Source organism: Pseudoalteromonas rubra (genome assembly GCF_000238295.3).
GTDB classification, from domain to species: domain Bacteria; phylum Pseudomonadota; class Gammaproteobacteria; order Enterobacterales; family Alteromonadaceae; genus Pseudoalteromonas; species Pseudoalteromonas rubra.
In genome coordinates, this window is record NZ_AHCD03000035.1 from 13,836 (window position 1) to 36,642 (window position 22,807).

The 22,807-nt window shown below is 47.3% G+C and carries 19 protein-coding genes and 14 tRNA genes; 26 read left to right on the top strand and 7 right to left on the bottom strand.

Annotation, left to right across the window (positions count from 1 at the left end; translation table 11 throughout):
• Positions 1–7 precede the first annotated feature (7 nt).
• From PRUB_RS11075 to PRUB_RS11095, 5 genes are all read left to right on the top strand, one after another.
• Positions 8–2,245, top strand: a complete 2,238-nt coding sequence (locus PRUB_RS11075; protein WP_021032948.1) for an NAD(P)-binding protein — start codon at positions 8–10, stop codon at positions 2,243–2,245.
• Positions 2,246–2,387: 142 nt separating this feature from the next.
• The gene (locus PRUB_RS11080) at positions 2,388–4,619 is read left to right on the top strand and encodes a TonB-dependent receptor (RefSeq protein ID WP_010386014.1); all 2,232 of its coding nucleotides are present in this window, start codon (positions 2,388–2,390) and stop codon (positions 4,617–4,619) included.
• A 39-nt stretch (positions 4,620–4,658) separates the two neighbouring features.
• Positions 4,659–7,340 (top strand): ATP-binding protein, encoded by a 2,682-nt coding sequence (locus tag PRUB_RS11085; RefSeq protein ID WP_040645718.1) that lies wholly within the window; start codon positions 4,659–4,661, stop codon positions 7,338–7,340.
• Positions 7,341–7,652: 312 nt separating this feature from the next.
• Complete coding sequence (locus PRUB_RS11090) at positions 7,653–9,353, top strand: hypothetical protein (RefSeq protein WP_010386018.1); 1,701 nt, start codon at positions 7,653–7,655, stop codon at positions 9,351–9,353.
• 211 nt (positions 9,354–9,564) lie between these two features.
• On the top strand, positions 9,565–11,466 hold the full coding sequence (locus tag PRUB_RS11095; RefSeq protein ID WP_010386020.1) for a propionyl-CoA synthetase: 1,902 nt from the start codon (positions 9,565–9,567) through the stop codon (positions 11,464–11,466).
• Positions 11,467–11,482: 16 nt separating this feature from the next.
• Here PRUB_RS11095 and PRUB_RS11100 read toward each other — a convergent pair whose 3' ends face one another.
• Genes PRUB_RS11100 through PRUB_RS11120 form a run of 5 tightly spaced genes read right to left on the bottom strand, consistent with a single transcriptional unit; the run spans position 11,483 to position 13,516 of the window.
• Positions 11,483–11,812 (bottom strand): TusE/DsrC/DsvC family sulfur relay protein, encoded by a 330-nt coding sequence (locus PRUB_RS11100; protein ID WP_010386021.1) that lies wholly within the window; start codon positions 11,810–11,812, stop codon positions 11,483–11,485.
• A 2-nt stretch (positions 11,813–11,814) separates the two neighbouring features.
• Entirely contained in the window at positions 11,815–12,090 is a 276-nt protein-coding gene (locus PRUB_RS11105; protein WP_010386022.1) for a hypothetical protein, read from the bottom strand.
• Positions 12,087–12,446: a sulfurtransferase complex subunit TusC gene (gene tusC / locus PRUB_RS11110; protein WP_010386023.1), complete on the bottom strand. Its 360-nt coding sequence runs from the start codon at positions 12,444–12,446 to the stop codon at positions 12,087–12,089. The genes PRUB_RS11105 and tusC overlap by 4 nt, the downstream gene beginning before the upstream one ends.
• Entirely contained in the window at positions 12,443–12,796 is a 354-nt protein-coding gene (locus PRUB_RS11115) for a DsrE family protein (RefSeq protein WP_010386024.1), read from the bottom strand. Before PRUB_RS11115 ends, tusC begins: the two co-directional genes overlap by 4 nt.
• Before the next feature lie 54 nt (positions 12,797–12,850).
• A complete protein-coding gene (locus PRUB_RS11120; protein WP_010386025.1) occupies positions 12,851–13,516 on the bottom strand; it encodes a Bax inhibitor-1/YccA family protein in 666 nt (221 codons plus the stop codon).
• A 261-nt stretch (positions 13,517–13,777) separates the two neighbouring features.
• On the opposite strand from PRUB_RS11120, the gene PRUB_RS11125 reads away from it, so the two are divergent.
• The 14 genes from PRUB_RS11125 to PRUB_RS11190 all read left to right on the top strand — a co-directional run bounded on the left by PRUB_RS11125 (position 13,778) and on the right by PRUB_RS11190 (position 15,818).
• Positions 13,778–13,868, top strand: a tRNA-Ser gene (locus PRUB_RS11125).
• Between the two features lie 59 nt (positions 13,869–13,927).
• Positions 13,928–14,018 (top strand) — tRNA-Ser (locus PRUB_RS11130).
• Between the two features lie 59 nt (positions 14,019–14,077).
• Positions 14,078–14,168: transfer RNA gene (locus tag PRUB_RS11135), tRNA-Ser, on the top strand.
• 59 nt (positions 14,169–14,227) lie between these two features.
• Positions 14,228–14,318, top strand: a tRNA-Ser gene (locus PRUB_RS11140).
• 59 nt (positions 14,319–14,377) lie between these two features.
• A tRNA-Ser gene (locus PRUB_RS11145) sits at positions 14,378–14,468 on the top strand.
• Between the two features lie 59 nt (positions 14,469–14,527).
• Positions 14,528–14,618 (top strand) — tRNA-Ser (locus PRUB_RS11150).
• A gap of 59 nt (positions 14,619–14,677) precedes the next feature.
• Positions 14,678–14,768 (top strand) — tRNA-Ser (locus PRUB_RS11155).
• Between the two features lie 59 nt (positions 14,769–14,827).
• Positions 14,828–14,918 (top strand) — tRNA-Ser (locus tag PRUB_RS11160).
• Between the two features lie 59 nt (positions 14,919–14,977).
• Positions 14,978–15,068 (top strand) — tRNA-Ser (locus PRUB_RS11165).
• 59 nt (positions 15,069–15,127) lie between these two features.
• Positions 15,128–15,218 (top strand) — tRNA-Ser (locus PRUB_RS11170).
• Positions 15,219–15,277: 59 nt separating this feature from the next.
• Positions 15,278–15,368, top strand: a tRNA-Ser gene (locus PRUB_RS11175).
• 59 nt (positions 15,369–15,427) lie between these two features.
• Positions 15,428–15,518, top strand: a tRNA-Ser gene (locus PRUB_RS11180).
• Positions 15,519–15,577: 59 nt separating this feature from the next.
• Positions 15,578–15,668, top strand: a tRNA-Ser gene (locus PRUB_RS11185).
• 59 nt (positions 15,669–15,727) lie between these two features.
• A tRNA-Ser gene (locus PRUB_RS11190) sits at positions 15,728–15,818 on the top strand.
• A gap of 60 nt (positions 15,819–15,878) precedes the next feature.
• Here PRUB_RS11190 and PRUB_RS11195 read toward each other — a convergent pair.
• A complete protein-coding gene (locus PRUB_RS11195; RefSeq protein ID WP_010386026.1) occupies positions 15,879–16,184 on the bottom strand; it encodes an HPF/RaiA family ribosome-associated protein in 306 nt (101 codons plus the stop codon).
• A 177-nt stretch (positions 16,185–16,361) separates the two neighbouring features.
• Between PRUB_RS11195 and PRUB_RS11200 the strand changes: the two genes are divergently transcribed.
• Positions 16,362–17,189, top strand: a complete 828-nt coding sequence (locus PRUB_RS11200) for a LysR family transcriptional regulator (protein WP_198452349.1) — start codon at positions 16,362–16,364, stop codon at positions 17,187–17,189.
• Here the strand turns inward: PRUB_RS11200 and PRUB_RS11205 are convergent.
• Complete coding sequence (locus tag PRUB_RS11205; protein WP_010386026.1) at positions 17,128–17,433, bottom strand: HPF/RaiA family ribosome-associated protein; 306 nt, start codon at positions 17,431–17,433, stop codon at positions 17,128–17,130. The genes PRUB_RS11200 and PRUB_RS11205 overlap by 62 nt on opposite strands.
• A 177-nt stretch (positions 17,434–17,610) precedes the next feature.
• On the opposite strand from PRUB_RS11205, the gene nhaR reads away from it, so the two are divergent.
• From nhaR to PRUB_RS11235, 6 genes are all read left to right on the top strand, one after another.
• On the top strand, positions 17,611–18,513 hold the full coding sequence (gene nhaR / locus PRUB_RS11210; protein WP_010386027.1) for a transcriptional activator NhaR: 903 nt from the start codon (positions 17,611–17,613) through the stop codon (positions 18,511–18,513).
• A 146-nt stretch (positions 18,514–18,659) separates the two neighbouring features.
• Complete coding sequence (locus tag PRUB_RS11215; protein ID WP_010386028.1) at positions 18,660–21,410, top strand: cation-transporting P-type ATPase; 2,751 nt, start codon at positions 18,660–18,662, stop codon at positions 21,408–21,410.
• On the top strand, positions 21,407–21,979 hold the full coding sequence (locus tag PRUB_RS11220) for a Na+/H+ antiporter subunit E (RefSeq protein ID WP_010386029.1): 573 nt from the start codon (positions 21,407–21,409) through the stop codon (positions 21,977–21,979). Before PRUB_RS11215 ends, PRUB_RS11220 begins: the two co-directional genes overlap by 4 nt.
• Positions 21,976–22,233, top strand: coding sequence for an MrpF/PhaF family protein (locus PRUB_RS11225; protein ID WP_010386030.1), 258 nt, complete (start codon positions 21,976–21,978; stop codon positions 22,231–22,233). Before PRUB_RS11220 ends, PRUB_RS11225 begins: the two co-directional genes overlap by 4 nt.
• Entirely contained in the window at positions 22,230–22,556 is a 327-nt protein-coding gene (locus tag PRUB_RS11230) for a monovalent cation/H(+) antiporter subunit G (RefSeq protein WP_010386032.1), read from the top strand. Before PRUB_RS11225 ends, PRUB_RS11230 begins: the two co-directional genes overlap by 4 nt.
• A complete protein-coding gene (locus PRUB_RS11235) occupies positions 22,553–22,795 on the top strand; it encodes a DUF4040 domain-containing protein (RefSeq protein WP_010386033.1) in 243 nt (80 codons plus the stop codon). The genes PRUB_RS11230 and PRUB_RS11235 overlap by 4 nt, the downstream gene beginning before the upstream one ends.
• Positions 22,796–22,807: the final 12 nt, after the last annotated feature.

The window sequence follows — 22,807 nt, forward strand, 5'->3', positions numbered from 1 at the left end:
TGTCATTATGAGTAAAGAAAAAATTGCAATTTTAGGTGGTGGTGTATCGGCTATGACCGCCGCAGTTTATCTGACAGAGAAAGACAACTGGCAGGAAGACTATGAGATTACAGTCTATCAGTTAGGCTGGCGTCTTGGCGGGAAAGGGGCGAGTGGGCGCAACCCTGATGCACATGAGCGCATTGAGGAACATGGCCTCCACGTTTGGTTTGGTGCATACGTAAACTCGTTTCGGGCAATTGAAACCGTTTACAATAACCTAGACAGACCAAGTTCTGTGCCTATTGCAACATGGCAGCAGGCATTAAAACCACACAGCTTTGTGGTGTTGCAGGAGTTCATTGATAATGAATGGGAAACCTGGCCAGTCGATTTCCCATTGGTGCCAGGCAATCCGGCGGATGGTACGCTGGATCTGCATTTTTGGCAGCTGATCCAGATGACCATTGCCTGGTTACACAAATGGATAGACGGATTAGAAGATGAAGTGGAAGCAGCGCACCGGGAGATCCGACTGCAAACGCGTAAACGTCGTGACCGAGGTTTGTTGCAGCACCTTGCCAGCGAGATCACATCAGCATTTGACAGTCTGGAAGATAAAGTGTCTGACTTCTTTGATAGTGCGCACGATGAGGCCAAAGAGATCTGGTCGACTCCCAGGTTATTGATCACACAACTGCATGAACTATTGAACCTGCGAGCATCGGATAAAAACCTTTCAAACAGCCGTGACCGCCTGGTTACCTGGTACATAGTTCGCAAGCTTAAACGCTGGCTCAGAGCTGAAGCGCGAGATCTGTTGGATGATCATCCTGGCATCAGGCGCTTATACATCTGCGCTGACCTGGCCATTGCGATGCTGATTGGCCTGCTTCGTGACCATGTCCATTCAGATGGCTTTGAGGCAATTAATAAATATGACTTTAAGGCCTGGTTGAAACGCAATGGTGCCGATGAAGAGTATGTTGTCGAATCAGCGCCCGTGAGGGGATTTTATGATCTCGTGTTTGGGTATGTTGATGGTGATTTTGATAATGGTAATGTCGAAGCGGGCGTAGCCTCACTGGCGATGCTTAGATTGATGCTGTGCTATCGCGGTGGCGTAATGTGGAAAATGCAGGCTGGCATGGGCGATATTATTTTTTCACCCATTTATGAACTGCTGGCTAAACGTGGTGTTAAGTTTGAATATTTCCACCAGGTTGACGAGTTGATCCCGACATTGCAGGGCAGTGAGCATGTGGTGGACGAGATCAAGATGACTCAGCAAGTAAAGCTAAAAAATGGGCAGTACGATCCGTTTGTCGATGTTAAAGGATTACCATGCTGGCCGGATAGACCAAACTATGACCAGATAGATGATGCACAGGCTGCGTTATTACAGCAGAATAATATCAATTTGGAATCTTTCTGGAGTAACTGGCCGGCAATTTACGAAGCTGAGTTTGGTACGGCGTTGCCTACATTGTCACTTAAGCGTGGCCGGGACTTCGATAAAGTGATCTTTGGTATTTCTGTCGGTGGTCTGGAGCATTTGTGTCCTCAACTGTTAGCGTTGGATAGCAAGCTCAGTTTACAAAGCAGTGAAGTCAAAACCGTTGCAACGCAAGCATTTCAGGTTTGGCTCAATCAAACTGACGAACAGCTCGGGTTTAATTACACGCCACCCAGTGAAGAACGTCCCATTCTCAGCGGGTTCTCGCAACCTTTTGATACCTGGGCGGCTATGTCTAATTTGTTGCCGCATGAAGATTGGCCTGCAAACGGACCAAAGAACATCGCCTATTTTTGCAGTGCTTTTGGTTGTGATGAGTATCCACCCAGTAGCCATCATAGCTTTCCGTCAGAGCAAAAAGCCAAAGTAAAAGTAAATGCCATCAACAAACTTGCGACAGAAATGAAACCGCTATGGCCCAATGCTTATAACGCAGCGGGTCAGTACAACTGGAATACCCTTTATGACGACAGCATCGCACAAGGTGAGGAACGATTTGACAGTCAATATTGGCGGGTTAATGTCGATCCCAGTGAGCGATATGTCTTGTCTGTCGTAGACAGCAGCCAATACCGACTCCCCACTGATGGCAGTATTTTCAGTAACCTTTACCTGACGGGGGACTGGATCAGCACAGGTGTTAATGCCGGGTGTGTTGAAGCTGCGGTGATGGCTGGCATGCAAACCTCTCGTGCCATTTGTGGATTACCTGAAAATATCAGTGGTGAGGATGGCTTTAAACCGGACTAATCTCTGTATAGCTGACTATTCAGGGAGCCAGGTTAGCTAACTATAGAGATAATATACAAAAGACCTCCGATTTTGTTGGAGGTCTTTGCATTTCGACTATACTCAAACAAGCACAAGCGTGAAGCAGAAAAAGAGCACGGATATGTTTAAACTCTCAGCGATATCAATTTCAATAATTACAGTTTTTTTCTCTCCCGTAAGTGTTTTTGCAAACAATGATAGTATCGAAGTCATCGAGGTTTATGCGCAAAAACGTAAGCAAACACTAGAGGAAGTGAGCATTTCAATAGCGACCCTGAAAGGCGATAACTTGACCAGTCAGGGAATTAAAGACATCAGCGAAGTAGGTGGCTATGTTGCCAACTTTAAAATCAGCCAGAATGCCGCCGAGGGCACACCGCCTGCGTTAAACATTCGAGGCGTAGGGTTAATTGACTATAACACCGCTAATACGTCGCCCATCGCGATGTATATTGATGGCAGGCCGGTTGGCTCTGCAAACAATCAGATAGCCAACTTGTTTGATGTTGAGCAAATTGAAGTACTGAAAGGTCCACAAGGTACTTTGTTTGGACGTAACAGTACTGGTGGCGCAGTGCTTGTCAGGACTAAGCGTCCGGACGATGGCAACTATGGCTTTATTAAGGCCGGTGTTGGCACCGATGAATGGCGTCGGGTGCAAGGGGCGTATAATGCCAAAGTTAACGAGCTAAGCGCGTTACGATTTTCTTTCAATCACACCGATTACGACTACACAAGTTACAACCTGTTTGAGGCATCTCCGGAAGCGGGCCTTAAACAGCAAGATGCCAGACTTAGCTATTTAGCTGAATGGGATGAATTTACACTTTATGCCAAACTTGAATATGGCCACTGGGATGGGATTGTGCAGCCCGTTGGTAATATCGGCATTTATAAAGATCCTGTTAATGGAGTGCGTTGTACGCCAGCTGAGGCTGGTGGCTCCGGGTGTTTTGACATGTTTGGCTTCAATGACGGCAGTGATGATTACTGGGCTGTCAGCGTGAATAATAACTCTCCACATTTGTCTATCTATAAAGGCTGGACCGTACAAGGAGATTGGCAAATCTCGGACAGTCAGCAATTGACCTACATAAACGGTTTTAATCGCCTGGACAGACGACACGCATTTAACTGTGATGGCAGCCCCGCGAGACTGTGTGAAGGGGAGCTTGGTCTGAAAAATGAGATGCTTTCCAACGAGTTGCGATACAGTCAAACTCGTGACAAAGATCACCTTACACTGGGTTTATTCCATCTGGAAGAGCGTATCTATCAGGACAACTTCAATGATATTTTGCGGGATTATCGAGGACTTTTAAGCACTGACCTGACCAACACGTTTTTCTATGACAATGAAATTATAGTAAAGTCTGTGGCGGCGTTTGCGCAGTATGAGTGGCAGTTTAACGACGCACATCGCATTACTGTCGGGCTTCGTTATAGTGATGAAACGGTAGAGTACGATTCCGTTTCCCAGCTCAATATTGTTGCAGATATCACACAGGTAGACGGGGTGACGATCCCTTACTATCGCGTTGATGGTGAAGTAAAAGATGATGGTTTGTCCGGTCGTCTGGCCTGGAATTACCAGTATTCTGATCCTCTCATGTTCTACTATAGCTTTGCTAATGGTACCAAAAGCGGTGGATACAACGGCGGATTGCTGGCAACAGAAGAGCAGGCAAAGTTAGCCGACTATGGCCCTGAGGAGCTCTATGCGCACGAAATTGGGGCGAAATATAACAACGCAGATGACTTATCTATCAATGGCGCTGTGTTCTTCTATGATTATAGCGATCAGCAAGTGTTTATGAACCAGGCCTCAACGACGCCGGGCGCACCACCGCTTCAGTTACTAGAAAACGTAGGTAGCTCAACAATATACGGTGCTGAACTGGCATTACAATATAAGCTGAGCGAGTCCCTCAAGTTTAGAGGTGTAGCCGGTTATGTGCCTGAGGCAAACTTCGACGAGTTCATTGACCCGGTGGGCAATGTACTGACAGACAATCGTTTACCATTTACCCCGGAGTGGAACATCAATGGCGATGTCACGCACTCTGTGTCATTTTGGCATGGAGAGTTGGTTTCAACGGTGGGGTTTGATTACCAATCAGAGTACTACTTCGACCAAAACCAAAATGCTTACGCAATGCAGTCAGGGTATACTTTATGGCGTGGCAGCGTGCGCTTTGAGCGGGGTGACTGGCGCTTTGGTATATGGGGCAAGAACCTGTTTGATAAAGAATACAGTCACTTAAAATTCGATTTAAGTACTTTTCTCGGCATGCTGCAGGACTTTAAAGGAGAGGGGAGACGCCTTGGGGTGGATGTTGTGTATAGATTTTAGCCAGGCATTGGCCTCGAGCTGCTACAGTTTAGGTCTCAAATGGGTAGTGTAAGACTATTATGCACAGTGTTGCTGTGCCTGTTTACTTTTTTTGCAAACGCGAGTGTGTATGTCTTTGACGGTACACAGCGAGGGCAAAATTTACATGACAAAGGAATGGTGCTGTCGGCTCAAAATGGCGCGCGTTTCCCGGATAGCTTCTCAGAGGTTGAACAGTGGGCAAGCACACAGCCGGAGCAGACGAAGCGTGCGCTTTTTTCTGGCCGGTACTGGTTAGTAACAGAAATTGAAAATCACTCTAAGTACCAGGATCTGGTGCTTTATCCTTATAATACTGTGCTGTCTAATGTCGAAACACGTATTTACTCAGAGTCTGGCGTGGAACGGTTTTTTACCGGTGGTATGCATGCCAATGAGTATCCCTTTCACTATGGTAATAAAATACATCTCTTGCCCAACCAGAGGTACTTTGTTGTTACCTTGTTTGAGAGCGACTACTTTTACACACCAATCAAACTAGAGCTTATTCCGGTCAAAGAGTTTGAGCGTCAGGTAACCATTGATAACTTACTCATGTCCCTGTGCTTTAGTGTGGGTATTGTACTTGGTTTGTATAACTTGCTGATTTATATCGGTTCCAAAGATATGACTCACTTGTACTATGCCATGTTTGCCGCAACCTGGGTGTTTGCCTGGAGTCATTTCTTTCATATATCCGATCAGCTTTTTGGTTTTTACTCTGCCCATTTGCACTGGCTGGGTTTTGCGCTGACGCCCATCACGAATGTGCTATTTTACAATCAACTCCTCAAGCTAAAAGAGACCCATCCATCTTTGTCTACTGCGTCGCTTTGGGTCGGTGCAATTGGTGCAATCGGTACTCCCTTTTGCATCTTGTTTCCGGGGTTTGGTTTTCTCTGGGCGACCTTGGCTACTGGGTCTGCTTTGTGTATGGGGCTTTATGTAGGCGTGTTGCGTTTGATGGAGGGTTTCAAGCCCGCTCGTTATTTCGTTCTGGCTTATGTCTGCATGGCAATTCCTAACATGGTTGGCAATGTCACTAATCTTGGGTTATTGCCTCCCATTGCGGTTAACTTATATTTAATCGGACTGATAGGTACAGCACTTGATGCCTTGTTACTGGCATTTGCAGTGGCCGATAAATACCGACTGACCAATGAGCAAAATATTGAGCTGAATAAAAACCTGGAAGCAAAGGTACTTAAGCGGACCTATGAGTTAGAGCAACTCGCGTCTGAATTACGCGATGCCAGTGAGGCCAAAAGTCGCTTCCTGGCAAACATGAGCCATGAAATTCGTACACCAATGACGTCGATAATTGGCTATGCCGATGGCATTATGCTCGGTGATATCAAACCTCATGAGCGCAATCATGCAATATCGGTGATTTTACAAAATTCTCGTCATGTTCTCGGCCTAATCAATGACATTCTGGATATGTCTAAAATCGAAGCAAATCGGCTTGAAGTTGAACTCATTGAAGCGAACCTGTTTCAGTCTATTACTCATGTTGAGTCTTTGCTGGGTAAGCAGATCAGAGACAAAGGATTGGAGTTTGAACTAAATTACCATTTCCCACTGCCTGATTACATCGTCATTGACCCGACCCGTTTGCGACAAATATTGCTTAACTTAACGTCGAATGCACTTAAGTTTACCTCTGTTGGTAAAATCTCCATTGATGTCAGTTGCACGCAGGATACCTTGTCGATCAGAGTGCAGGATACCGGAATTGGGATGACCACCGCGGAGCAGAAAGAGTTATTTAACGCTTTTCATCAGGCTGACTCGTCAACAACCAGGAAATACGGGGGAACCGGCCTCGGGCTTAACATCTCAAAAAGCCTGGCTCAGAAACTCGACGGAGATATTGAAGTTGAAAGCGAAGTTGGTTCGGGTACCGCTTTTACTCTGTCCGTGGGCTTATACACTACGCAACGTACTAAATGGCTCAACACTTTCTCGGAAATTCATCAAACTCAGGAGCCTGGCGCAGAGCCGGAGGGTTATGAATCCGAGGCATTAAAAGGCGAAGTACTGTTGGCCGAAGATCATGTTGATAATTGCCGCCTGATCACGCGTATCCTGGAGCGCATGGGGCTGAGTGTGACTGCGGTTGAGAACGGGCAACTCGCTGTGCAAGCTGTGTTGGACGGGGAGTTTGACTTGATCCTGATGGATATTCAAATGCCAGTGATGGACGGTGAGCAGGCATTTAACTTTATTCAGGCTACGGGCAGCACGGCACCTGTGATTGCGTTAACGGCAAACACGATGAGTCATGAGGTAGAGCGTTATCTTAAGCTTGGCTTTACTGACCACCTGGCTAAGCCAATCGACAGAGCAGAGTTTGCCAGAAAAGTCAGTCATTACCTGAATATTACCGTTGAAGAAGATCTGGCTTTACCCGATGAAGAGTTTTCGATGCTGAAATCTCAGTATATTGCAGGACTGCATGAGCAACTAGTGCAGTTGCAAAATCAGCTCAAGTACCACGACTTTGATGGGCTGGCAAGGTCCATACATGCGCTTAAGGGTACGTCAGCAATGTTTGATTGTCATGATATTTATCAAACGGCATCTAAAATAGATGTTCTACTTAAAGAAAAAGAATACGACAAGGTCAACGTGCCTATGGCAGAGCTCCTTGAGTTGATGCATATCGCAATCCAACAGTCTGAATGCCATCAGGCTATCTGAGAACCGACTACTGCATTTTTATTGCGCTTCAGGCTGTTTTAAATGTAATAAGTTGTTCGGCTTTTGTTATTTAGCGATCACTATTTTTTGTTTTGGAAAAAGCAATAAAGTGTAATGTAATCACTACACTAGTCTTATTTATGTAATCTAAATGAGAATGCATGCTGTTACTAGGTTTGTGTAAAACCAGGAACATCAAAGTCTTAGCGATAAAGTGCTCAACATATTCTCACACTTCAGAATGGTGGATTTTTGAGCTTGTGGTCTTTTTGGCTTACCTTTAAAGCGGGTTAGACAACAAGGTATGCAACTATGAAAACACCTATTCCATATATTCTATTGGCTTTGTTAGCCGGGTGCTCTTCATCAGATAACGATGAGCCGAGCAATACTAATGCTCAGGAGCAGCAACAGCAGACTCCTTCTAATGATGATTCAGCCAATGACGACACGGACAACAACTCTGATAGTGATGACTCTGGCAGTGAGAATTCCGATCCGGGTGATAACGGCACGGATGATAGTGATGACTCGAATGAACCCGATGAATCGCGCGGCACCTATTTTCCCACAGAAGTCATGGCCTCTTCTCCGTTTAGTGATAGCAGCGAAGAAGTTGAGCGTGGCTTTGGCAATCGACCAGCGGTAGAGTACGGCCCGTCCGTACCAACCTATTTGTGGTCTACGCAGAGAATTGGCCGGATACTCAATGGCACCGTTCCTTTACTGGATGTATTTCGAGTTCAGTCATTTTATCGCAATAGCACGAATGCGGACTGCTTTGGACCGCAGGTATCCTACACAGGTCACCCAGATGCGACTGATCCTGCTTCGGCTTCTGGCACCTTACCTGGAGGTGACTTAGGCTTGTGGTCAGAGAGTGACAGTACAGGTAATGCGTGTGCTGTTGCACAAACAAATGCGCTGTTAAGCGGGATCAGAGATCAGTCGAGAATGAGTCTGATGACCTTAGCCAGTATGGTCTCAGCGGCATTGGACTCAGGGATGAGTTTGCCCGCTGATGGCAGCAGCATTGATGTGACCGGCGAAATGAATGCCAAAGGTATTGCTGATGTGACTTTCAGCGGTGCCGCTATCACCCGTTCGGGGAGTGAGTGGCAATATACCGTTTCTCTGACATACACAGTCAGTGGCTCTGATTACGACATTTCATTATCTATGGCACACACACCCGGAGCGGATCTGATGAATTATTCTGGCCACCTTACTTACCAGGTGGAAGGCGAACAGGGCGTTAGCGGTATAGAATTTCCAGGCGGCAATTGTAGTCAAAATGAACGCACCAGAACGGGTTCTCTGGCTTATGAGCGTTCGGGAGACAATATGTCCCTTCAAGCCAGGGTTGCCACTTTATGTGGTCACAGTAACAGTGGCATGTTCAACAGTGACAACCAGGTTGATGTGAATAACAAGTATCACAGTGTCGATAATCCGGATGGATGGAGTGAGAACTTTTCGATATTTGGCGCAAATTTTGCTCTTACATCACTTGCAGGACAATATGCCTATGTCTGGCAAGCTGGCGTGAACGACAGCAACAGCCGAATTTTCAATATTGGGTTTAATTCTCCCAGCCTGGACAATGGTGAGGCGCACTTTGGATATGGAACAAAAATTGAGGAGACAGACGGGCTTATTCAAGGTTTCATCTGTAACTGGGCGGGACCTGGGAATGATCACAGCATGCAGGCATTCTCGCAGCGTCAGTTCTTTGAGTACGACAGTGCAACAGCCACTTATGATGGAACCGGTAGTAAAGCAAATATTGAATATGCACCTACTACGTCTTGTAGTTATGACGGCGCTGGCAGCTTTGTATTCGATATAGATGCCAGTGGCGTATTGGGTGATACTGCTCTGGAAGATGCGTCATTGGCGTTCAGTCAGGACCTGTGGGCACCTACCGATCCGAGTAAAACTGTAGCAGAATCCATCACTGACCGAGGTTTATCCGTACCAGCTGTGCCTTATACCTGGCCCGTTGATGAATAAACTGATGACAGCGGGCACTCAGCTGAGGGCCCGCAACTCCCTTATCCACTGAGAGCTTGCGGTGGATCAAATTCTTTCCTGCCATCGACCAATGTCTAGTGTTGTCTTTATTTCAGTAATTCTATGTTTAATAGCGTACTCGTCGTTAACCGGGTGTTAGCCAGTTGGCAAAATATCAAACTATCTTTACCCGGCCCAACAGGAAATCATTATGACAACAACAGCATACCAAACCTATCAACAGGCATATGAGCTATTTGAGCAAGACCCTGAGGCATTTTGGCTACACCAGGCTGGTCGACTCAACTGGCACACCCCACCCAAAACAGGCGTAAGTTACGACCATGAGTCATTAAGCCATTGGTTTGAAGACGGCCAACTCAACACCAGCTATCTGGCGTTGGATCAGCAGGTAAATGAAGGTAGAGCGGAACAAGTTGCGCTCATTTATGATTCACCCGTGACTGAGCAGAAGCAGTGTTACACCTATGCTCAGTTGCTGGATGAAGTCAGCCATTTTGCAGGCGCGCTGAGTAAACTCGGTGTTGTTGCCCAGGATAGAGTCGTTATCTATATGCCAATGATCCCGCAAGCGGTAATAGCCATGTTGGCATGTGCGCGACTTGGGGCCATTCATTCGGTCGTATTTGGCGGTTTCGCACCTAAAGAACTTGCTGTGCGTATTGACGATGCAAAGCCCAAGTTGGTGCTAAGTGCATCTTGTGGCGTTGAAGTCGGCAGAGTGATTGAGTACAAGGCCATGCTGGATGAAGCACTGGCGTTGGCGACGCATGGAGTTGAGCATACAGTTATATGGCAGCGTGGTCAGTATCGCGCATCGATGTTGACCCCCCGAGATATCGACTGGTGTGAACTGGTTGCTGCCGCCCCCAAGGTAGATGCAGTACCTTTGCCTGCAACTCATCCGCTCTATATTTTATACACATCAGGTACAACGGGGGTACCTAAAGGGGTGGTGCGTGAGCAGGGGGGACACGCCGTAGCGTTACATTACAGTATGGAAACTGTGTATGGTATGAAACCTGGCCAGGTGTTCTGGGCCGCTTCTGATATTGGCTGGGTTGTGGGTCATTCTTATATCGTTTATGCGCCACTGTTGTTTGGCTGCACCACTTTGCTGTATGAGGGCAAGCCCGTCAGAACCCCGGACGCGGGGGCATTTTGGCGGGTTGTCGAGGAGTATCAGGTCAATGCATTGTTCAGTGCACCGACAGCTTTTAGAGCCATTAAGAAAGAAGATCCAGAAGGTAAGTTGTTCGCTCAGTACAATACCCGTTCATTACAAACCTTATTTCTCGCTGGCGAGCGTTTGGACCCGGCTACCTATGATTGGTTGCAGTCGGTGACAAGACTGCCGGTTATTGACCATTGGTGGCAAACTGAAACTGGCTGGCCCATTGCCGCCAACCCTATGGGGTTGTCGCCGTTACCGACCAAAGCGGGCAGTGCATCGGTGCCTACGCCGGGTTATCAATTGACTGTCCTGGATGCGAATGGTGAACCTTGTGCGGCCAATGAACAGGGGCTCATTGCACTTAAAACACCGCTACCACCCGGTTGTCTGAGCAGTATCTGGCAAAATAGCACTCGCTTTAAGCAGGGGTATCTGTCGGAGTTCCCCGGTTATTACCTATCAGGAGATGGCGGATACCTAGATGAAGAGGGGTACGTCTTTATTATGGGGCGCACGGATGATGTGATTAATGTTGCGGGCCATCGCTTATCAACTGGAGAGATGGAGGAAGTGGTGGCGGCGCATGAAGCAGTGGCAGAATGCGCTGTCTTTGCAGCCAAAGATGAATTAAAGGGGCAGGTACCTGTCGCTATGGTAGTGCTCAAAGATGGAAGCCAGCTCACTCAAGCGCAATTGCGTGAAGAGCTGGTGCAGTCTATTCGGGGGAAAATTGGCGCAATCGCGTGTCTGAAACAAATTTTGGTTGTAGAGCGCTTACCTAAAACACGCTCTGGTAAGATATTACGCAAAAACTTACGCCAGCTGGTGGATGGCGAAGCGATGACAGTACCGTCAACCATTGACGATCCTGCCACGCTTGATGAAATCAGTACCTTGTGGCACGCCTCGCAGCAATAACCTGCTGTTTGTTCGACTAGATACACTTAGCCGGTTTTGGCAAACCGGCTATTTTAGTCGCTTGTTTTGCCGGACCTTTAGGGAAAAGCTTGTACAAATAAATACTCTTTCCTTTGTCTTCCCCTAACTTCTGACCAATGGCCTTAACCAACATGCGTATAGCCGGGCTGGTGTTATATTCTTCATAGAAGTCGCGCACAAAGTTGACAACTTCCCAGTGAGCATCTGTCAGCGTAATATTCTCTTGCTCTGCGAGCAGCGGTGCCAGTTCTTTATGCCAGTCCTGATGGTTCAGCAGGTAGCCTTCTTTGTCTGTTTCGATCTGTTTATCTTGAAAAACGAGCATAGTTACCACGTAATTGTTTTTTGACATTGCTCGACCAGCATGATCCACTGCTGGTCGTCGAGCAATTCGATGTTATCCTGTGCGTTGACGCCCCGTGCCTGTGCACAAATACTGAGCATACAGATGCGGTTAGCGCTTAATGCACGCCATGCACTTTGATCATAACAGGCATCCCGGGTGAGCAATAGCACATCCTGCTCACCGAGCAGGGAAGCATCAAATGCTGCTTTGTAGTAGCTCATTGGCTTGGAAAAAATGTGTAATGTCGGGAGACTCATAAACTCACTACCTTGTTCTGCTGCTGAAGGAGCGTCTGTTGTGCATCCAGAGTCAGGATCTGCGCATCTATGTTTAAGTCGTCCGCAGTCAGAGCAAACTGGCTCATGGCGTCGGCACATACATAGATTTGTTCAACGTCATAAATCTCCAGCGTTTTGAGCTGCTTAAAGTAATTTTTCATACCCAGTTGAGACGCATCATTGCCTGCTTTTAACGCCAGTACCGCTGGACCTTTGAATAGCCAGGACACGTTTTGATCCAGCGCGGCAAAAATCAATGCCATATCTAATCCCTCGCGGATATTTGCGCCATCAAAGGGAGCGGTGTGATTGATCACCAAAATGTTTTCGCTCATTTAAATTGCACCCACTTATCTGCTTTGGTGGCCAGCATAGCAAACTCTGCCAATCCGGCGACTTCAAATGGGCCACAGTGCGAGGTGTCCAGGCCATACTTTTCTGCGGCTGTGACACACAGCTTGAGTGCAATGCCTGCGTCATGCAGCGATTGCCACAGTTGAGCCGGCTGCAGTTCATCACTGGCGAGACTAAAGTGTTGGCTGGCAAACAAAACGGCCTGCTGGTAAAGAAAAATACATTTGATCTGGTGATCTTGTGCTTGTAAAGCTTTGGCGAACCGCACCAGCTGTTGTAAAGCATCATGATCACTTACATTGCTGTGCAGGGAAAGTACGTATTGACTCAAAAGTTACTCATAAAAAAAGCCCCGGATGGGGCTTATTTTAGCAAACTGAGCGTATTAGTCATCACTTGAGCCAAGCAGCGCAAGGATAGACGTGAACAGGTTATAAATGCTCAGGTACAGGCTTACTGTTGCCAGGATGTAGTTTGTTTCACCACCATTTACGATGCGGCTTGTGTCGTACAAAATGAAACCAGACATCAGTAATACAACAGCGGCGTTAATCGCGATAAAGGCAATTGAACTGCCGATAAACAAGTTAACCAGGCTCGAAACAATCACGACCAGCATACCTACAACCAGGAAACCGCCCATGAAGGAGAAGTCTTTCTTAGTTGTTAACGCGTATGCAGACAGACCAAAGAACACTAAAGCAGTTGAGCCCAGTGCCTGTGCAATTAACAGGCTACCATTTGGCATTGCTGCATAGTGGCTAAGCATAGGGCCTAAGCCAAAGCCCATAAGGCCAGTGAATAGGAAAACCAGACCAATCGCTGAGCTTGAGTTCGCTTTTTTCTGGATCACGAACAACAGACCAAACGCAATTAAAGAACAGACAAGACCGGTAAAGCGTGGTAGTGCCATAGTCATAGAGATGGCAGCAGTAATCGCACTAAATGCCAGTGTCATTGCCAGTAGGAAGTAGGTGTTTTTTAGCACCTTGTTAGTTTCGACCGTCGACATAGCCACTTTTTGGCCAGTGTACGAATGATTGAACGCCATTTTCAGCTCCTTATTAGAAACATTATGTTCCGAAAATTATTCTAGGCCAAGATTACCAAGAGTTAAAACGCTCGGCAAACCTTTCTGGTTTAGTAGACCCTAAAACTAGGTTAAAAGTTCTCTAACTCCCGATTTTTGACCATAAAACCTCCCAACGTGTCCGATGTTTATACAAATAAAGTGAATTTTGACCAATTAAACAAAAAAGCGAAAAAAAAGCTTCACAAGGAGGCCGGGATTCTCTAATATTCGCCTCGCTGCGGAGAGATGGCTGAGCGGTTGAAAGCACCGGTCTTGAAAACCGGCATACGTTAATAGCGTATCTAGGGTTCAAATCCCTATCTCTCCGCCACCTAATTTTACGCAGGTTTGCCTCTGAGAGTTCACAGGTGAACGGCGACAATCTGATTCGGAGAGATGGCTGAGTGGTTGAAAGCACCGGTCTTGAAAACCGGCATACGTTAATAGCGTATCTAGGGTTCAAATCCCTATCTCTCCGCCACCTAATTTTACGCAGGTTTGCCTCTGAGAGTTCACAGGTGAACGGCGACAATCTGATTCGGAGAGATGGCTGAGTGGTTGAAAGCACCGGTCTTGAAAACCGGCATACGTTAATAGCGTATCTAGGGTTCAAATCCCTATCTCTCCGCCACCTAATTTTACGCAGGTTTGCCTCTGAGAGTTCACAGGTGAACGGCGACAATCTGATTCGGAGAGATGGCTGAGTGGTTGAAAGCACCGGTCTTGAAAACCGGCATACGTTAATAGCGTATCTAGGGTTCAAATCCCTATCTCTCCGCCACCTAATTTTACGCAGGTTTGCCTCTGAGAGTTCACAGGTGAACGGCGACAATCTGATTCGGAGAGATGGCTGAGTGGTTGAAAGCACCGGTCTTGAAAACCGGCATACGTTAATAGCGTATCTAGGGTTCAAATCCCTATCTCTCCGCCACCTAATTTTACGCAGGTTTGCCTCTGAGAGTTCACAGGTGAACGGCGACAATCTGATTCGGAGAGATGGCTGAGTGGTTGAAAGCACCGGTCTTGAAAACCGGCATACGTTAATAGCGTATCTAGGGTTCAAATCCCTATCTCTCCGCCACCTAATTTTACGCAGGTTTGCCTCTGAGAGTTCACAGGTGAACGGCGACAATCTGATTCGGAGAGATGGCTGAGTGGTTGAAAGCACCGGTCTTGAAAACCGGCATACGTTAATAGCGTATCTAGGGTTCAAATCCCTATCTCTCCGCCACCTAATTTTACGCAGGTTTGCCTCTGAGAGTTCACAGGTGAACGGCGACAATCTGATTCGGAGAGATGGCTGAGTGGTTGAAAGCACCGGTCTTGAAAACCGGCATACGTTAATAGCGTATCTAGGGTTCAAATCCCTATCTCTCCGCCACCTAATTTTACGCAGGTTTGCCTCTGAGAGTTCACAGGTGAACGGCGACAATCTGATTCGGAGAGATGGCTGAGTGGTTGAAAGCACCGGTCTTGAAAACCGGCATACGTTAATAGCGTATCTAGGGTTCAAATCCCTATCTCTCCGCCACCTAATTTTACGCAGGTTTGCCTCTGAGAGTTCACAGGTGAACGGCGACAATCTGATTCGGAGAGATGGCTGAGTGGTTGAAAGCACCGGTCTTGAAAACCGGCATACGTTAATAGCGTATCTAGGGTTCAAATCCCTATCTCTCCGCCACCTAATTTTACGCAGGTTTGCCTCTGAGAGTTCACAGGTGAACGGCGACAATCTGATTCGGAGAGATGGCTGAGTGGTTGAAAGCACCGGTCTTGAAAACCGGCATACGTTAATAGCGTATCTAGGGTTCAAATCCCTATCTCTCCGCCACCTAATTTTACGCAGGTTTGCCTCTGAGAGTTCACAGGTGAACGGCGACAATCTGATTCGGAGAGATGGCTGAGTGGTTGAAAGCACCGGTCTTGAAAACCGGCATACGTTAATAGCGTATCTAGGGTTCAAATCCCTATCTCTCCGCCACCTAATTTTACGCAGGTTTGCCTCTGAGAGTTCACAGGTGAACGGCGACAATCTGATTCGGAGAGATGGCTGAGTGGTTGAAAGCACCGGTCTTGAAAACCGGCATACGTTAATAGCGTATCTAGGGTTCAAATCCCTATCTCTCCGCCACCTAATTTTACGCAGGTTTGCCTCTGAGAGTTCACAGGTGAACGGCGACAATCTGATTCGGAGAGATGGCTGAGTGGTTGAAAGCACCGGTCTTGAAAACCGGCATACGTTAATAGCGTATCTAGGGTTCAAATCCCTATCTCTCCGCCACATTAAGGCCGCAAGTTTATGACTTGCGGCCTTTTTTCTTGGCATCAACCAAAGCATGTCTTAACCAGAGAGCCGCAATGCTCTTTTCACGTAGCGCTTTGCGCGATGTGCACAGGCATTGATTGCGTCGGATGCTTTGCTTGCCACTTCATTAGCCTCTACAGCTTGATAGCCCTTTAAACCAACGCGTATGGTGCATTGAAATTGTGGTTGGGTTTGCGTTTGGGTTTCATCAGCCAACAGATACACCTCAACTTTATCTATCTGACCTGCATAGCGGCCAAGCATCAGCCTGATTTGAGCATCTACATAATTATCTTCGGCCTCTGTTGTGTCACTATGGGATGAAAACACATCTACCCACATATTTTGCTCTCGCTGGTTAGTATTATCGTTAATAGATTCGGGGCATGTTCGAATTTTGTCTCAACATGATCGTTTTACACCAACAAGCGTATCAATCGAAAAGAATTAAATGAAATCGTTTGTTCTATATACTACAGTTCGGATTATTCGAAGTGTCAGCGAGTTGGAGAAAGCACGATGCAGGATGTGATTAACTACAAACACTTAAAGTACTTCTGGGCGGTGGCACATGAAGGTAGCATTGCTAAGGCCAGCGCAAAACTGAACATAACCCCACAAACCATCAGTGGTCAGTTGTCCCTTCTGGAAGAACGGGTTGGTAATGAGCTTTTGCAAAAAGAAGGGCGAGGCTTGCGGTTAACCGATACGGGCAGGGTGGTACTACGTTACGCAGATGAAATATTTGAACTTGGCAACGAGTTGAGTGACGTCCTGAAAGGCAACAACGCGATAGGACCCGCAGAGTTTATTGTTGGGGCATCGAGCGTATTACCCAAAACCATAGTACACAAAATTATCAAACCGGCTATGCACATAGAGCAGGAAATTCGATTGACCAGTCTGGAAGGGCCGGTAGATAGTATGCTGGCCGATCTGGCCGTTCATAAAGTGGATTTGGTGTTAAGCGATGTGCCTGTAACGGGGGCATTCAGTGTCAAAGCTTATAACCACTTACTAGGGGAAAGTGGCATAACCTTTCTGGCAGCGCCGGCACTGGCCAGGCAATATGAGAAAAACTTTCCGATTTCGCTCAATAATGCGCCTTTGCTGTTGCCAACGCAGCAACATGAGATTCGCAAAGAATTTGATTTCTGGCTGAGTGATCAGAATATTCATCCCAATATTGTGGCGCAGTTTGATGACAGTGCATTAATGAAGTCGTTATTAAGGCCGCAAGTTTATGACTTGCGGCCTTTTTTCTTGGCATCAACCAAAGCATGTCTTAACCAGAGAGCCGCAATGCTCTTTTCACGTAGCGCTTTGCGCGATGTGCACAGGCATTGATTGCGTCGGATGCTTTGCTTGCCACTTCATTAGCCTCTACAGCTTGATAGCCCTTTAAACCAACGCGTATGGTGCATTGAAATTGTGGTTGGGTTTGCGTTTGGGTTTCATCAGCCAACAGATACACCTCAACTTTATCTATCTGACCTGCATAGCGGCCAAGCATCAGCCTGATTTGAGCATCTACATAATTATCTTCGGCCTCTGTTGTGTCACTATGGGATGAAAACACATCTACCCACATATTTTGCTCTCGCTGGTTAGTATTATCGTTAATAGATTCGGGGCATGTTCGAATTTTGTCTCAACATGATCGTTTTACACCAACAAGCGTATCAATCGAAAAGAATTAAATGAAATCGTTTGTTCTATATACTACAGTTCGGATTATTCGAAGTGTCAGCGAGTTGGAGAAAGCACGATGCAGGATGTGATTAACTACAAACACTTAAAGTACTTCTGGGCGGTGGCACATGAAGGTAGCATTGCTAAGGCCAGCGCAAAACTGAACATAACCCCACAAACCATCAGTGGTCAGTTGTCCCTTCTGGAAGAACGGGTTGGTAATGAGCTTTTGCAAAAAGAAGGGCGAGGCTTGCGGTTAACCGATACGGGCAGGGTGGTACTACGTTACGCAGATGAAATATTTGAACTTGGCAACGAGTTGAGTGACGTCCTGAAAGGCAACAACGCGATAGGACCCGCAGAGTTTATTGTTGGGGCATCGAGCGTATTACCCAAAACCATAGTACACAAAATTATCAAACCGGCTATGCACATAGAGCAGGAAATTCGATTGACCAGTCTGGAAGGGCCGGTAGATAGTATGCTGGCCGATCTGGCCGTTCATAAAGTGGATTTGGTGTTAAGCGATGTGCCTGTAACGGGGGCATTCAGTGTCAAAGCTTATAACCACTTACTAGGGGAAAGTGGCATAACCTTTCTGGCAGCGCCGGCACTGGCCAGGCAATATGAGAAAAACTTTCCGATTTCGCTCAATAATGCGCCTTTGCTGTTGCCAACGCAGCAACATGAGATTCGCAAAGAATTTGATTTCTGGCTGAGTGATCAGAATATTCATCCCAATATTGTGGCGCAGTTTGATGACAGTGCATTAATGAAGTCGTTTGGTCAGTCTGGTTTGGGGATCTTTTTTATGCCCAGCACGATAGCTGACGATGTATGTGACTCCTTTCATGTGCGCCCGGTGGGTGAACTGACTCAAGTTAAACAAAAATTCTATGCAATATCAGCGGAACGCAAGATCCGACATCCGGCGATCGCTGCAATTTTGAATTCGGCTAAATCGTCTTTATTCGCATAGTGTACGTTTTCAAAGAGCCAGAAGATCAGCTGTTTGCTCAACTAAAAGTTCGATTTTTTCGATATTTTAAAGTTAATAATTCGAGTTTTACATAGCATTGCGACACCCTAGTATGGATTTAGTACAACTAGTTCCCGAGGTGTTTTATGCAAGATCTGAAAGACTGGCACAGTCAACACTCAGAAGAAGTACTCAAGCAGTTCGAGGCCGACCCGGAGCAGGGGCTATCTTTGCAACAGGTCGACAGGCAACAGGCGGAATTTGGGTCTAACGCCATTACTAAGCACGATGGAGACGGACCAATTAAACGGTTTGTAATGCAGTTCCATCAGCCTTTGGTCTATATCCTGCTCTCTGCGGTGGTGGTGACACTGGCGCTCCAGGAGTGGGTTGATGCCATTGTCATTTTTGCCGTGGTACTGCTCAACGCCATCATCGGCTTTGTTCAGGAATCTAAAGCAATCAACGCTATTAACGCCTTGTCTGGCAGCATTAAATCTACCGCGACTGTGATCCGGGATGGGGTAAAAACGACCATACCTGCTCAGCAACTTGTGCCCGGTGACATCGTCCTGCTGCAAGCGGGTGACAAAGTCACTGCAGACATGCGTCTGGTGAAGGTCAGAGACTTGCAGGTTGATGAGTCGGCGCTGACTGGCGAATCAGTTCCTGTTGAAAAGAACCTTGAGGTGCTGGCCAAAGAAGCCTTGCTGGGAGACAGGCAAAATATGGCGTTTTCTTCCACTTTGGTTGTGTACGGCACTGGGGTCGGTGTTGTGACCGAAACAGGAGACAACACTGAAATCGGTAAAATCTCAGAGCTGATTGCGACCACGCCAACACTGGATACGCCACTAACTAAGCGCATCAAGCAATTCAGTCATGTACTGCTATACGCAATTGTTGGTCTTGCGGCCATTACTCTATTGATAGGGTATTTACATGGCCAGCCTCTGCTGGAATCGTTTATGGCTGCGGTTGCTCTGGCTGTGGGCGCAATTCCGGAAGGGTTACCTGCGGCAGTGACTATTATGCTGGCCATTGGCGTCTCGCGCATGGCCAAACGCAAAGCGGTGATCCGTAATCTGCCAGCGGTTGAAACGCTGGGGAGCACCACGATCATTTGCTCAGATAAGACCGGTACTTTGACTAAAAATGAAATGACAGTAGAGCGTATATACAGTGGCGGCAAACTGTGTAGTGTATCTGGGAATGGCTATGATCCAGAAGGCGTCATCGGGGACCGTGATGCGCAACCGCTTGTCACCGAACCGCAAAAACAGCCTGCTTTGTCTGCCACGCTCAGAGCCGGTGCGTTATGTAATGATGCGCAGTTAATGGCGCCGGACCAGGAAAACTCACAGTGGCGGATCAGCGGTGACCCAACTGAGGCGGCATTATTGGTGTCAGCTCACAAGGCGAGTATGGCGCCGGGCAGTCTAAATGCAAAACGCATCGACTGCATTCCGTTTCAGTCTGAATATCAGTATATGGCTACCCTGGATAAAGTTGACGGTGCGCATATTATCCATATGAAAGGCTCCATCGAGAGCATTTTGCCCAAGTGTCAGTTTATGTTGAATGAGCAGGGCGAGACCATCGGGCTGGATCAGGACGGCATTGAGCAAGAAGCCGAACGGCTGGCTGCAAAGGGGTTACGTGTACTGGCATTTGCCAGTAAAACATCGATGGATGCGCAAACCACGCTGAGTCACGAAGATGTTGCCCAGGAACTGGTTTTTCTCGGATTACAGGCGATGATCGATCCGCCTCGTCCGGAGGCAATCGAGGCCGTTGCTGCCTGTCACCGGGCAGGGATCCGGGTCAAGATGATCACCGGCGATCATGCATTAACTGCCACCAGTATCGCCAAACAATTAGGTATTATACAGCCACAAAGTACGGGTAAAACCGTCACTGGCTATCAGTTAGGTGATCTGTCTGAACATGAATTCAGTGACATCGCTTCCAATAACGATGTGTTTGCCCGAGTTAGCCCCGAAAACAAGCTACAGCTGGTGAAATCGCTGCAAGCTGAAGGCCATGTTGTGGCGATGACGGGCGATGGAGTTAATGATGCCCCGGCGCTCAGACGAGCGGATATCGGTGTTGCCATGGCACTAAACGGCACGGAAGTGGCACGGGATGCCTCTGATATGATGCTGACTGATGATAACTTTGCTACCGTGCGGGCCGCTGTTGAGGAAGGTCGTGGTGTATTCGATAACCTTAAGAAGTTTATCGTCTGGACGTTACCTACTAATGGCGGTGAAGGGTTAGTGATTCTGCTGGCTGTGCTATTGGGTGTCTCATTACCGTTACTACCAGTGCATATCTTATGGGTCAACATGACAACAGCCATTTTACTCGGTTTGATGTTGGCTTTTGAGCCACGCGAAAAGGGCATAATGGATCGCCCCCCTTATGATCCGAATGCCCCCATAATCGATAGAATATTAATGTGGCGAATTTTGTTGGTGTCTTCTTTGCTCTGTATCACAGCATTTGGTTTATATGAGCTAGAGCTGATGTGGGGGGCTACAGAAGCACAAGCTAGAACGGTCGCAGTCGCTATGTTTGTGGTGGGCGAAGCATTCTATTTGTTTAACTGTCGTTCTCTGGACCGCTCGGTATTTTCGGTCGGGTTGTTTTCAAACCGTTGGATCTGGATTGGTATCGCGCTCATGATGGCACTACAGTTATTGTTTACCTATCAACCTTTGATGAATGACTGGTTCCAGAGTGCGCCTATCTCACTGGAAGCCTGGCTACGAGTTATCGCCTGTGGCTGGTTCATCTCTCTGATTGTTGGGGTTGAGAAGCATTTGCGTAGCAAAAACAAAGATGCACAGGCGACCTCGGATCCAAACACTAACAGAGTGAGTGAATCGGTATGAACTCAAAGACGCATTCTTACAATTCAGACAAACGGACCTTGCTTATCCGGGCATTGATCTTCAGCGGATTATGGTTATTACTCACAAAAGGGGCATGGTCCTCCTGGGTGATAGGTATTGTCGTTGTCCCTGTGTCTGTCTGGATGAGCATGCGTCTTTTTAATGATTCTCCACGCATTATTACGAGTAACAATGGCAAATGTGTAACAGGAGAGTTTCATTATGTTCGGCTACTGCGTTTGTTGCCGTATTTCCTGCTTAATTCCCTGAAAGGAGGAATACAAACTGCGCGTCTGGCATTTTCACGTCGTGTTTCCATGCACCCGGGAACGGTAACGTATCCACTGCGTTTACCTCCGGGTCATGCACAGCTGTGGTTTATTCATCTTATCAGCTTATTACCGGGCACGTTGAGTGCACAGCTCAGAGGTGACTCTTTGCTAGTTCATATGTTAGAGGTCACAGAGTGCAATTATAAGGATGTGATTGACTGTGAACAAAAAATCGCCTACTTGTTTGATTTAGAAATAGATAAACAAGCTGTGCCAGTTATGAAGGAGCAACAATGAGTGAGTATTTAAACTGGATGGTGACCGTTCTAACCCTGGTTCTATTAGGTGGGCTTTGGCGGCTCTGGCTGGGGCCTTCTAAGCTGACTCGGATACTTTCTTTGCAGCTGTTTGGCACGGTGGGAGTGGCCATTTTGGCTCTGCTGGCCGTTGTCTACCAGCAAAGTGCTTTGTTTAATGTTGCGCTGGTTTTGGCTTTGCTGGCGCCGACTGCGACTGTCATTCTGGTAAAAATGGGGGATACCAAATCATGACCTTGATTGACTGGTATAGCGCGTTAATGGTGGCACTGGGTGTATTTTTCTTTATTGCCGGGTGCGTTGGTCTGTGGCGCTTCCCTGACGAATTGTCAAAGCTGCACGCTCTGACCAAGGCCGATAATTTAGGGTTGGGGTTTGTTGTACTTGGCGTGATCCCTCAGGTTGCAGAGATGGCCGATGCCATTCAGTTGCTGGTGATCTGGGTCGCTGTGATGTTGGCCGGTGCGGTTTCTTGCTATCTGCTAGCTAGCCAAACGCAGTCTCAGCAACTGGAGCAACCAGACGTGGATGAGCATCAAACAGGAGGAAACCAATGATAGGTGGTGAGCTGATTATTGATCTTCTATTGGGCTGTGGCGCCGTGATGACAGCAGTACTGTGTCTCACCGCGAAAGACTTATTCCAGGCCATTTTGTTGTTTATCAGTATGGGCTTGCTGGTGACTTTAGCCTGGGTGCGATTGGGCGCGTGGGATGTCGCAATCGCAGAGGCGGCGATCGGCGCTGGGTTGACTGGTGCTTTACTCATTGCAACACGCAGACAGCTCAATCAATAGCATGGACTTGAA